The organism is Streptomyces sp. NPDC093586, assembly GCF_044764905.1.
In the GTDB taxonomy this organism is placed as follows: domain Bacteria; phylum Actinomycetota; class Actinomycetes; order Streptomycetales; family Streptomycetaceae; genus Streptomyces.
Genome location: NZ_JBIWJA010000001.1, coordinates 149,151 through 160,892, shown reverse-complemented (window position 1 = coordinate 160,892; position 11,742 = coordinate 149,151). Strand labels below are relative to the sequence as shown.

The following is an 11,742-nucleotide window of genomic DNA, read 5'->3' as shown; positions in this document are numbered from 1 at the left end:
TCCTGGCGTACTTCCGCCATACGCCATCGGGGATGTAAGGGACGGCCTGTGACAATCCTGTGGGACGTGAGGAGGGACCGGTGGGCAGTCGCGCCCGCCGGTCCCTCCTCTCCCCTCCTGGTACGGTCCCGGTCCGTCACTACCGGGGCAGTACCACGACGTACGCGGCGGGTTCCCGGTCTTTGGCCGCCATCAACGCCGTACGGACCACGGCCGCCTGGTGCTCCATCGACTCCCGCAGCTTGCGCGGCGTGATGTGCACGACCGTGATGCCCAGCCGTTCCAAGTGCTCGCGCTTGCGGGCGTATTCCGACCACAGCGCGTCGTCCTCCCGGCGGTGGGCGCGGGTGTCCAGCTCCAGGGCCACCGCCTGCTCCGGCCAGTAGGCGTCCAGACCGCCGAGGTGGGGGCCGCCGGGCAGCCGCAGGTCGACGTTCCACACCGGGTCCGGCAGACCGTGCTCGCGCACCATCCGGTACAGGCGCTGCTCCGCGATCGCCCGCCCCTCGGCCACCAGCGAGTCCACGGCGTCCACCACGTGCGGCCGGCCCAGCAGCCGCGCCCGGTTCAGCTCCCGCACCACCGCCGCGGGTTCGCAGTGTCCGCCGCGCACCGCCTCCGTGAGCAGCCGGCGGACGACGCCCGCGTCCGTCAGCCCGGCCACCGCGTCGGCCAGCGCCCGCGCCACCGGTGCCACCGGCACCCCGGTCACCTGCACGGCGGCGGGCAGCGCGGCCGTGCGTACGATCCGCGCGCAGCCCGTGGAACGCAGCCGGCGTGTGCGCGGCACCAGGACGTCGATGGCGTCCAGGGACGGCAGCGGGGGAGCGGCGCACAGGCCGTGCAGGGTCAGCGCGGCCAGGCCCGTGATCACGGCCTCCGCGTAGGCGGGGTCCGGCGAGCCCTCCGCGCCGGGCTGGACCGGCACCCCGGCGGCCCGGCCGGCGGGCCGCTCCCGGGCCGCGTACAGCAGTACCGCGTGCAGCCGCTCGTCACTGGTCGGTGGACCCGGGTGGAGCAGGACGACGTTCGGCAGCAGCTGCTGCCAGGGCCCGCCGGGTCGGCACTGCTCGACGGCCTCGGCGGCCGAGACACCGTGCGCCCGCAGCTGCGCGGCCGTCATCAGGCGGCGCCGGCCGTCGGCCAGGTGGTGGAGGGGGCGGGGGGAGAGCGGGGTGTTGTGCGTCATGACCGGGACTTTCCCGGGTCCGGTCCGCCCCTTAACCGCTGTTACACATCTATCGACGAATCTGGACAAGACCGCCCTAAAGGACGGGTGTTCGGATGCCGAAAACCCCTGGTCCGCAAAGGTGCGGACCAGAGGTTACGGCTGCTGTTGACTGAATTCCGTAACGATGACGGAACGCCCAATCATTGGCCAAAGATCAAGGGTGCGGGAGCGCCCAGAGGGGCGTGGGGAGCACCCAGGGGGCGTGGGGAACCGCGCGGCCGGCCACGGCAGCCCCGCGGCCGACGAACCCGCCCCACGCCACCCACGCCGCCCCTTGCCGGCCTGCCGACTCGTCAGCGCCCGGCGGCGGCCGCGTCGCAGGCCTGCCCCCGCAGCGCCCGGGCCAGGTCGTCCCGGGCCTCCAGGACCAGCCGGCGCAGCGCGGGCGCGGCCTGCTCGTGGGCGGACAGCCACGCGTCCGTCGCGTCGAGCGTCTCCTGGGAGTCCCGCAGCGACGGGAACAGCCCCCGGACCACGTCCATCCCGATCTGGATGGACCGCTCGCTCCACACCCGCTCGATCGCCGCGAAGTACTTCTGGGCGTACGGCGCGAGCAGCTCCCGCTGCGAGGGCTGCGCGAAGCCCGCGATGGTCGCCTCCACCAGGGCGTTCGACAGCGCGTCGGACTCCACGACCTGCGCCCAGGCCTGCGCCTTCACCGCCGCCGACGGGCGGGCGGCCAGGCAGCGCACCTGGTGCCGCTTGCCGGAGGCCGTGTCGTCGCGGGCCAGCTCGGCCGCCAGCACGCCCTCGTCGGCCTCCCCGTGCGCGGCGAGCGGCTCCAGGAACGCCCAGCGCAGCTCCTGGTCCACGTCCAGCCCGTCGATCTTCTCCGTGCCCTCCAGCAGACCGCGCAGCAGCCGCAGGTCCGCCGGGTCGGAGGCGATCGTCGCGAAGAACCGCGCCCACGCCAGCTGCTGCTCGCCGCCCGGCGCCGCCTCCCGCAGCTCCCGCAGCGCGCCCTCGCCCAGCAGCCGGCCGCACTCCTCGCGCCCGTCGGGGGCCACGTAGTGCACCAGCGCCGAGCCGGCCCAGGCGTGCAGCATCTGCAGGACGCCGATGTCGGACTCGCGCCCCGCGAACCGCAGCACCAGCCCGGCGAAGTCCCGCGCCGGCAGCAACGCGTCCCGCGTCATGTTCCACAGCGCCGACCAGCACAGGGCCCGAGCCAGCGGGTCGGTCAGGGATCCCAGGTGGTCGCGCAGCGTCGCCAGCGAGGTCTCGTCGAAGCGGGTCTTGCAGTACGTCAGGTCGTCGTCGTTGACGAGGACCAGCTCGGGCGCCTCGGCCCCGGCCAGCTCCGCCACGACCGTGCGCGGACCCTCGACGTCCACCTCGGCGCGCGCGTACCGCTCCAGGGCGCCCTCGCCGGTACGCCGGTACAGCCCCACCGCGACCCGGTGGGGCCGCAGTTCGGGGTGCGACTCCGCGGCCTCCTGCACGACGGCCAGCTCGTCGACGCGGCCCTCGGCGCCCAGCAGCACCTGCGGGGTCAGCGAGTTGACGCCGGCCGTCTGGAGCCAGGACCGCGCCCAGGCGCTCATGTCCCGCCCGCTGGTCTCCTCCAGCACCGACAGCAGGTCGCCGAGGCGCGTGTTGCCGTACGCGTGCCGCTTGAAGTAGCGCCGCGCGCCCTCGAAGAACGCGTCCTGGCCGACGTACGCGACGAGCTGCTTCAGCACGGAGGCGCCCTTGGCGTACGTGATGCCGTCGAAGTTGAGCTTGGCGTCCTCCAGGTCGCGGATGTCGGCCGTGATCGGGTGCGTGGAGGGGAGCTGGTCGGCGCGGTACGCCCACGCCTTGCGGCGGTTGGCGAACGTGATCCAGGCGTCCTTGAAGCGGGTCGCGCCGACGTTGGCGAACGCGCCCATGAAGTCCGCGAAGGACTCCTTCAGCCACAGGTCGTCCCACCACTCCATGGTGACCAGGTCGCCGAACCACATGTGCGCCATCTCGTGCAGGATCGTGTTGGCGCGGCCCTCGTACGACGCCCGCGTCACCTTCCCGCGGAAGATGTACTCCTCCCGGAAGGTCACCATCCCCGGGTTCTCCATCGCGCCGAGGTTGTACTCGGGCACGAACGCCTGGTCGTACTTCCCGAAGGGGTACGGGTAGTCGAAGCGGTCGTGGAAGAAGTCCAGGCCCTGCTTGGTGATCAGGAAGACGTCCTCGGCGTCGAAGTGCGGCGCGAGACCCTTGCGGCACATCGCGCCGAGCGGGATCTCCAGCCGCGTCCCGTCCTCGAACACGCGCTCGTAGGAGTCGGTGACGTAGTGGTACGGCCCCGCGACCACGCACGTGATGTACGTCGAGATCGGCTTCGTCTCCGCGAACCGCCACACCCCGTCGACGCGTTCGCCCGCGCCGTTGGACCACACCGTCCACTCCTCGGGCGCCCGCACCTCGAAGCGGAAGGGCGCCTTGAGGTCCGGCTGCTCGAAGTTGGCGAAGACCCGGCGCGAGTCGGCCGGCTCGTACTGGGTGTACAGGTACACCTCGCCGTCCTCGGGGTCGACGAAGCGGTGCAGGCCCTCGCCGGTGCGGGAGTACGCGCACCGGGCGTCGACGATCAGCTCGTTGTCGGCGGCCAGGTCCTCCAGGACGATCCGGGAGCCGTCGAAGACCTCGCTCGGGTCCAGGTCGCGGCCGTTGAGGGACACGGCGGTCACGCTCGGCGCGATCAGGTCGGCGAAGCTGCTCGCCCCCGGCTCGTTGCAGCGGAAGCGGATCGTGGTCACGGACCGGAAGGTGCGCGGCCCCGGGCCCGCCGCCTCACCGATCGCCGAACGCACGTCGAGGGACACCTCGTACCCGTCGACCGACAGCAGGGCGGCCCGCTCCCGGGCCTCGTCGCGGGACAGATTCTCACCGGGCACGGGCGGCACTCCCTCGGGTGGTGTTCAGCATGCGGACAGCACTGATCCTGCCATGTGCCCCTGACACGCGGCAGCCGGGAATGGCGGGGGCGGCCCGCCGCGTTGCCCGGTGAAAGCAGTCGGCCGTGCCCGCCTCATGAGGAGAGACATGTCGCAGAAGACCCCCGTCGACTTCTGGTTCGACCCGCTGTGCCCCTGGGCCTGGATGACCTCCCGCTGGGTCCTGGAGGTGGAGAAGCTCCGCGACATCGAGGTCCGCTGGCACGTGATGAGCCTGGCCGTCCTGAACGAGGACAAGCTCGACCAGCTGACCGAGGAGTACCGCGAGCTGCTGGAGACCAAGGCGTGGGGCCCGGTCCGCGTCGTCATCGCCGCCCAGGAGGAGCACGGCACCGAGGTGCTCGGCGACCTCTACACGGCCCTCGGCACCCGCATCCACAACCAGGGCGAGGGGCCGGGCCGGGAGACGGTCGCCGCCGCCCTGAAGGACGTCGGCCTGCCCGAGTCCCTCATGGACCACTGGGACTCCACCCCCTACGAGCCCCAGCTGCGCGTCTCCCACAAGGAGGGCATCGACAAGGTCGGCCAGGAGGTCGGCACCCCCGTCATCGCCGTCCCCGGCGCCGACGGCGAGCAGATCGCCTTCTTCGGCCCCGTCGTCACCCCGGCCCCCAAGGGCGAGGACGCCGCCAAGCTCTGGGACGGCACCCTCGCGGTCGCCTCGGTCCCCGGCTTCTACGAGATCAAGCGCACCCGCACTCAGGGCCCGGACTTCAGCAACCTGTGACGGGTCAGTCCAGGACGGGGACCTTGATGGGTTCGGCGAAGGGTTTCTTGTTGAAGCCCGTGCGCAGATTGCGGCACTGCTTGCCGGTGTCCGGGTCCAGCACGTTCTCGCAGAGCCAGAACTCGCCCACGCCGGCCCGGCCCAGCCGTTCCTTCAGCCAGTCCTCCTCCTTCCTGTTCAGCTGACGGTGCTGCTGGTCCGCGCGGCAGGTCCAGCAGTAATCCTTCATCGTCCTCTGTGTCGCCATTACGACACTCTGTCCCGGACCGCCGCATACCGGAAGCCCCCGCGAGTCATGTCCTCACGGGGGCTTCCCTTGTTGCCGCCTGCCGGGTGAACGGTGAGAAGACGATCACGGGGCAGGACGCCTCACGGGTCGGTCAGGGGGCGAGCAGCAGCGTGTTCGTACGGGACCTGGCGGCCTCGTACCGCTTCGCCACGTCCTGCCAGTCGACGACGGCCCACATGGCCTCGATGAAGTCGACCTTCTGGTTCCTGTACTGCAGGTAGAAGGCGTGCTCCCAGGCGTCGAAGACCAGGATCGGGGTGGAGCCCTGGCCGACGTTGCCCTGGTGGTCGTAGACCTGCTCGACGATCAGGCGCCCGCTCAGCGGCTCGTACGCCAGCACGCCCCAGCCGGAGCCCTGCGTGGTCGCGGCGGCCTTGGTGAGCTGCGCCTTGAAGCCCGCGAAGGAGCCGAACGACTCGGCGATCGCGTCCGCGAGCCCGCCCACGCCGTCCTTCTCCAGCGGCTCGCCGCCGCCGTCGCCGGTCATGTTGTGCCAGTAGATGGAGTGCAGGATGTGGCCGGAGAGGTGGAAGGCCAGGTTCTTCTCCAGGCCGTTGACCGAGCCCCACTGCTCCTTGTCCCGCGCCTCGGCGAGCTGCTCCAGCGTGTCGTTGGCGCCCTTCACATAGGCCGCGTGGTGCTTGTCGTGGTGCAGCTCGATGATCTCGGGACTGATCACGGGGGCCAGCGCGGAGTAGTCGTACGGCAGTTCAGGAAGCGTGTAGACGGGCATGACGGATCCCCTCCGACCTCTTATTGCAAAAGGCTTGCAGGTGCACGCTAGCAGCAGAAGGGTGTACGAGGGGGCCGGGGCACGCGAAAGGGCCGCCGCACGGATGCGTCTCCGTGCGGCGGCCCTTCGGGAGGTCCGGCGGTGTCTAGGCCCGCGTCCGCCGCCGCTGCCGGGCGTAGCCGACGGCCGCCAGGGCCAGCGTCATCCCGCCCGTCGAGTACAGCTGCACCCGCGTGTCCGGCTCGCGGGCCATCAGTACGAACACCGCGGCCATGCCCGCCAGCGCCACCCAGGTCAGCCACGGGAACGCCCACATGCGCACCACCAGCTTCTCGGGCGCCTCCCGCTCCAGACGGCGCCGCAGCCGCAGCTGGGAGACGGCGATGAAGATCCAGACGACCAGGATGACCGCGCCGATCATGTTCAGCAGCCAGGAGAAGACGTCGTCGGGCCGCCAGTAGCTGAGCAGCACGCAGCCGAAGCCGAAGAGGGAGGAGACGAGCACCGCGATCCGCGGCACCCCGCCCGACACCCGGCCCAGCGCCTTCGGGCCCTGACCGCGCTCGACCAGCGAGTAGCCGATGCGCGAGGCGCCGTAGATGTTGGCGTTCATCGCGCTCAGCAGCGCGACCAGCACGACGACGTTCATCAGCTGGCCCGCGCCCGGGATGCCCAGCTCGTCGAGGGCGGCGACGTACGGCCCCTTCGCCACGACCTCCTCGGAGTCCCAGGGGACCAGGGTGACGATGACCGCCATCGAGCCGATGTAGAACAGCGCGATCCGCCACATCGCCGTGCGCACGGCGCTCGCCACGCCCTTGACCGGGTTCTCCGACTCGGCCGCGGCGATGGTGACCGTCTCCAGGCCGCCGTAGGCGAACACCGAGGCGAGCAGGCCGATGATCAGGCCGTCGCCGCCGTTCGGCAGGAAGTCGCTCAGGTGGGAGGTGCCGGGGGAGTCGGTGCCCGGCAGGACGCCGGCGATCGCCAGCACGCCGAGCACCAGGAACAGCGAGATCGCGCCGACCTTGAGGGCGGCGAACCAGAACTCGAACTCGCCGAAGTTCTTCACGGCGGCCAGGTTCGTCCCGCAGAACACCACCATGAACAGCGCCACCCACGCCCACTCGGGCGTGCCCGGCAGCCAGCCGTGGACGATCTGCGCGGCGCCGATGCCCTCCAGGCCGACGGCCGTGCACAGCAGCACCCAGAACGACCAGCCCGCGGTGAAGCCGGCCCAGGGGCCGATCGCCCGCTCGGCGTGGGCGGAGAAGGAGCCCGACGAGGGATACGCGGCGGACATCTCGCCCAGCATCCGCATCACCAGCATCACGAGGAGGCCGGAGAGGGTGTAGGCGACGACGATCGACGGCCCGGCGGCGGCGATGCCGGCCCCGGAACCGACGAACAGCCCGGCGCCGATCACGCCGCCGAGGGCGATCATCGACAGGTGGCGCTGCTTGAGGCCGTGCGAGAGGGAGGCGTCGTCCGACTGCGGCGGCGCCTCGGTGGTGGTGCTGTCGGACATCTGGCGGCTCGTCCAATGCGTGGGGGACGGGGGTAAAAACGCCCACAGTCTCGGCGGTGCCGCCACGCCGGGACAGCGACCGCCCACGATGTGGACGGCCAGGATACGGAACGTGATCGTCCAGTTGCCGGCCGGTGTCGTGCTCCTCCGCGGTGTCCGGGTCCTCAGCGGCTCCGTCCTTGGCGGGACCCCACAGCCACCGCCCGCGGCCCCGGGTGACGCTCACGACCCCAGCTCGGTGACCGGTGTCACCCCGGAGTGCGTGTAGCCGGCGTTCTTTGTCGGGAGCCCACCAAGCACCCGATCCCGCCTTTGTCGGGCGCTGCTCGTGATCGGTTACGGCCCGCTGGGATAGCGTCACGGTGTCCCGACATGTCCACACCACCGCGGAGTCCCCATGAGCACCGCTGCCGTCCCCGCCCGCACCGGGCAGGTCCTCGCCGACCTCCTCCCCTCCTCCCGAGTCCGGGACGTCGCGCTCGTGGCCGGCGGCGCCGTGCTCACCGGCGTCGCGGCCCAGATCGCGGTGCCCGTGCCCGGCTCCCCGGTGCCGGTGACCGGCCAGACCTTCGCGGCGCTGCTCGTCGGCACCTCCCTCGGCGCCGGCCGCGGCCTGCTGTCCCTCGCGCTGTACGCGCTGGTCGGCATGGCGGGCGTGCCGTGGTTCGCGGAGGGCGGCTCCGGCACCGGCGCCCCGTCCCTCGGCTACGTCTTCGGCATGCTGCTCGCCGCCACGGTCGTGGGCGCCCTCGCCCGCCGCGGCGCCGACCGCTCGGTGCTGCGCACGGCCGGCACGATGCTGCTGGGCGAGGCGATCATCTACGCCGTCGGCGTCCCCTACCTGGCCCTCGCCGCCGACATGTCCCTCACCGCCGCGATCGCGGCCGGCCTCACGCCGTTCCTGATCGGCGACGCCCTCAAGGCCGCCCTGGCCATGGGCGTGCTGCCCACCGCCTGGAAGCTGGCCGGCAAGCGGTGACGCCGTAGGAGCCGACACGTGAGGGGGCCCGCCGGTCGCAGCGCGACCGGCGGGCCCCCTCACGTGTCGGGCCGCCGTCAGTTCCTCCGCGCGACGACCCGCTGCTTCACGACGGCGAGGACGACCACGACCGCCGCGACGAGCATCGTCAGCAGCACCGTCGTGCGCCCGTCGTGCTCGGTGTCGGTCAGCATGTAGCCCAGCACGAACACGATGACCGCGGCGGTCACCCAGGTCAGGTACGGGTACAGCCACATCCGCACGACCAGCTTCTCCGGCGCCTCGGCCTGGATGATCTTCCGCAGACGCAGCTGCGAGAAGCAGATGACCAGCCAGACGAAGAGGGCCACGGCGCCCGAGGAGTTGAGCAGGAAGAGGAAGACCGTGTCGGGGAACTTGTAGTTGAAGAAGACCGCGACGAAGCCGAAGACGACGGACGAGAGGATCGCCGTCTGCGGCACCCCGCGCCGGGTGGTCCGGGCGAACGCCTTCGGCGCGTCCCCGCGCTGACCGAGCGAGAAGGCCATGCGGGACGCGGTGTAGAGCCCGGAGTTCAGGCAGGACAGCACGGACGTCAGCACGATGACGTTCATGACCTCGCCGGCGTTCGGGATCCCGAGGGAGTCCAGGGCGGCGACGTAGGAGCCCAGGTCGACGATCGAGCGGGAGTCCCACGGCAGCAGGGTCACGACGACGAAGACGGACCCGAGGTAGAAGACGGCGATGCGCCAGATGATGCTGTTCGTCGCCTTGGTCACGGCCCGCTGCGGGTCCTCGGACTCACCGGCGGCCAGGGTGGGGATCTCGCTGCCCATGAAGGAGAAGACGACGAGCAGCACACCGGTGAGGACGGCGCCGGGGCCGTGCGGCAGGAACCCCCCGTGCCCGGTCAGGTTGGACAGCCCCGCCTGGTCGCTGTGGACCCCCGGCAGCACGCCGAAGACGGCCAGTCCGCCGACGACGATGAACGCGGCGATCGCGACGACCTTGATCCCGGCGAACCAGAACTCGAACTCGCCGTAGGAGCCGACCGAGACGAGGTTGGTGGCGGTCAGCACCACCATCACGATGAGCGCCCAGCCCCACTGGGGCACGGCCGGTACCCATCCCTCGAGGATCTTGGCCCCGGCGGTCGCCTCCACGGCCAGTACGACGACCCAGAAGAACCAGTAGAGCCAGCCGATGGAGAACCCGGCCCAGGGCCCGAGCGCCCGGTCGGCGTGCGCGGAGAAGGAGCCGGACGTCGGATTGGCGGCGGACATCTCACCGAGCATCCGCATCACGAACACCACGAGGGTGCCGACGAGGGCGTACGACAGGAGGATTCCGGGTCCCGCGGTGGCGATACCGGAACTGGATCCCACGAACAGCCCGGCCCCGATGACGCCGCCGATGGCGATCATCGAAAGATGGCGGTTCTTGAGTCCTGCCTGAAGCCCGGACCCGGGTTCTCCGGGCTCTCCGGGGCCGTTCCCGGCCTTGGTCAGGGTCGGCTGCGAAGTCATGGGGTGTTTTCCTTTGCGCCGGTCGAGCGTGCGCCCGTACGAGCGGTGTACGAGCCGGACCAGTGAAACGGAGGGGAACGAAATCCGGAACATTTGATTCCGGATCGTTATCCGGGTCTGCCCCGAGGTTCCGCGGCCCCTTCCTCTTCCACAGCCGACACCCGACGCTGCTTCCCCGCGGGCCGCGTGTCACACTCGATCCATGCGCGTGTATCTCGGCTCCGACCATGCGGGCTACGAACTCAAGAACCACCTCGTCGAGTGGCTCAAGGCCGCGGGCCACGAGCCCGTCGACTGCGGCCCGCACATCTACGACGCCCAGGACGACTACCCGCCCTTCTGCCTCCGTGCGGCCGAGCGGACCGCCGCGGACCCCGACGCCCTCGGCATCGTGATCGGCGGCTCGGGCAACGGCGAGCAGATCGCGGCGAACAAGGTGAAGGGCGTGCGCGCGGCGCTGGCCTGGAGCGAGGAGACGGCGTCCCTCGGCCGTCAGCACAACAACGCCAACGTCGTGGCCGTCGGCGCCCGGATGCACTCGCAGGAGGAGGCGACGAAGTTCGTCGAGACCTTCCTCGCGACCCCCTTCTCCGGCGACGAGCGCCACATCCGCCGCATCGACATGCTGTCGTCCTACGAGACGACGGGCGACCTCCCGCCCATCCCCCCGCACCACCCGCAGCAGTAACGACGAGGCCGGACCGCCTTTCCCCGGTGCGGGAGCACGGGGGAGGGGCGAAGGCCCCTCATGAGGGGCGCGCGGCGTTCCCCCGGGAGGGGCGCGGGGACGGAGTCCCCGCCAGGCCCCGGGGCGGCCCCCCGGACGAGTCCCGCCTCCCGGCCGACCGCGCCGGGTGGGCGGAACCCCCAGGAGGACAGGGGACGCGGTCCCCGCCGGGGGCCGGGGCGGCGCCCCGGGCGAGCCGCGCCTCCCGGCCGGCCGAGTCGGACGGGTGGGTGGGCAGAAGCGCACGAAAGGAACCCCCGTTGCCGGAAGGGCACACGATCCACAGGCTGGCCCAGGACTACGCCACCGCCTTCGCCGGCACGGCAGTGCACGTCACCAGCCCGCAGGGCAAGTTCTCCGACGCCGCCGCCCTCCTCACCGGCACCGAACTCACCCGCACCGAGGCCCACGGCAAGCACCTCTTCCTCGGCTTCGGCGCCGCCGGAACCGACTGGGTCCACATCCACCTCGGCCTCTTCGGCAAGGTCTCCTTCGGCGCCACCCCCGCGCCCCCGCCCACGGACACCGTCCGCCTCCGCCTCGTCAACGACACCGCGTACGTCGACCTCCGCGGCCCCACCACCTGCGCCCTGATCACGGACCCCGAGAAGCGGGCCGTGCACGACCGCCTCGGCCCCGACCCGCTCCGCCCGCCCGGCGACGGCAACGACCCCCGCACCGCCTACGCCCGGATCTCCCGCAGCCGCACCACCATCGCCGCCCTGCTCCTGGACCAGAAGGTCATCGCCGGCGTCGGCAACGTCTACCGCGCCGAGGTCCTCTTCCGGCACGGCATCGACCCGTACCGCCCCGGCAGGGACATCACCCCCGCCGAGTGGGACGCGATCTGGCGCGATCTCGTCACCCTCATGCGCGAGGGCGTCCGCGCCAACCGCATCGACACCGTCCGCCCGGAGCACACCCCCGAGGCCATGGGCCGCCCGCCCCGCGTCGACGACCACGGCGGCGAGGTCTACGTCTACCGCCGGACCGGCGCGCCCTGTCACCTGTGCGGCGACGCCGTCCGCACCGCCGACCTCGCCGCCCGCAACCTCTTCTGGTGCCCGACCTGCCAGCGGAACTGACC

Annotated in this window: 10 protein-coding genes; 4 read left to right on the top strand and 6 right to left on the bottom strand. The window is 71.6% G+C overall.

Annotation, left to right across the window (positions count from 1 at the left end):
• Positions 1-139: 139 nt before the first annotated feature.
• Both ACIRFH_RS00715 and pepN read right to left on the bottom strand, forming a co-directional pair.
• Positions 140-1,189, bottom strand: coding sequence for a hypothetical protein (locus ACIRFH_RS00715; RefSeq protein ID WP_403516327.1), 1,050 nt, complete (start codon positions 1,187-1,189; stop codon positions 140-142).
• 335 nt (positions 1,190-1,524) lie between these two features.
• Positions 1,525-4,107: an aminopeptidase N gene (gene pepN, locus ACIRFH_RS00710; RefSeq protein WP_403516325.1), complete on the bottom strand. Its 2,583-nt coding sequence runs from the start codon at positions 4,105-4,107 to the stop codon at positions 1,525-1,527.
• Positions 4,108-4,255: 148 nt separating this feature from the next.
• Between pepN and ACIRFH_RS00705 the strand changes: the two genes are divergently transcribed.
• A complete protein-coding gene (locus tag ACIRFH_RS00705) occupies positions 4,256-4,894 on the top strand; it encodes a DsbA family protein (protein ID WP_403516322.1) in 639 nt (212 codons plus the stop codon).
• 4 nt (positions 4,895-4,898) lie between these two features.
• On the opposite strand, the gene ACIRFH_RS00700 is transcribed toward ACIRFH_RS00705, so the two are convergent.
• The 3 genes from ACIRFH_RS00700 to ACIRFH_RS00690 all read right to left on the bottom strand — a co-directional run bounded on the left by ACIRFH_RS00700 (position 4,899) and on the right by ACIRFH_RS00690 (position 7,444).
• Positions 4,899-5,141, bottom strand: coding sequence for a hypothetical protein (locus ACIRFH_RS00700; protein WP_403516320.1), 243 nt, complete (start codon positions 5,139-5,141; stop codon positions 4,899-4,901).
• 133 nt (positions 5,142-5,274) lie between these two features.
• Entirely contained in the window at positions 5,275-5,916 is a 642-nt protein-coding gene (locus tag ACIRFH_RS00695) for a superoxide dismutase (protein ID WP_403516317.1), read from the bottom strand.
• A gap of 145 nt (positions 5,917-6,061) precedes the next feature.
• Positions 6,062-7,444 carry an amino acid permease gene (locus ACIRFH_RS00690; protein WP_403516314.1) on the bottom strand — a complete coding sequence of 461 codons (1,383 nt, stop codon included), beginning with the start codon at positions 7,442-7,444 and terminating at the stop codon, positions 6,062-6,064.
• Positions 7,445-7,841: 397 nt separating this feature from the next.
• Between ACIRFH_RS00690 and ACIRFH_RS00685 the strand changes: the two genes are divergently transcribed.
• Positions 7,842-8,423: a biotin transporter BioY gene (locus ACIRFH_RS00685; protein ID WP_403516311.1), complete on the top strand. Its 582-nt coding sequence runs from the start codon at positions 7,842-7,844 to the stop codon at positions 8,421-8,423.
• A 77-nt stretch (positions 8,424-8,500) separates the two neighbouring features.
• On the opposite strand, the gene ACIRFH_RS00680 is transcribed toward ACIRFH_RS00685, so the two are convergent.
• Complete coding sequence (locus tag ACIRFH_RS00680; protein ID WP_403516309.1) at positions 8,501-9,928, bottom strand: amino acid permease; 1,428 nt, start codon at positions 9,926-9,928, stop codon at positions 8,501-8,503.
• A 202-nt stretch (positions 9,929-10,130) separates the two neighbouring features.
• Here ACIRFH_RS00680 and ACIRFH_RS00675 point away from each other — a divergent pair, with 202 nt between their 5' ends.
• Both ACIRFH_RS00675 and ACIRFH_RS00670 read left to right on the top strand, forming a co-directional pair.
• Entirely contained in the window at positions 10,131-10,616 is a 486-nt protein-coding gene (locus ACIRFH_RS00675) for a ribose-5-phosphate isomerase (protein ID WP_239768024.1), read from the top strand.
• 299 nt (positions 10,617-10,915) lie between these two features.
• On the top strand, positions 10,916-11,740 hold the full coding sequence (locus ACIRFH_RS00670; RefSeq protein WP_403516306.1) for an Fpg/Nei family DNA glycosylase: 825 nt from the start codon (positions 10,916-10,918) through the stop codon (positions 11,738-11,740).
• Positions 11,741-11,742 lie beyond the last annotated feature (2 nt).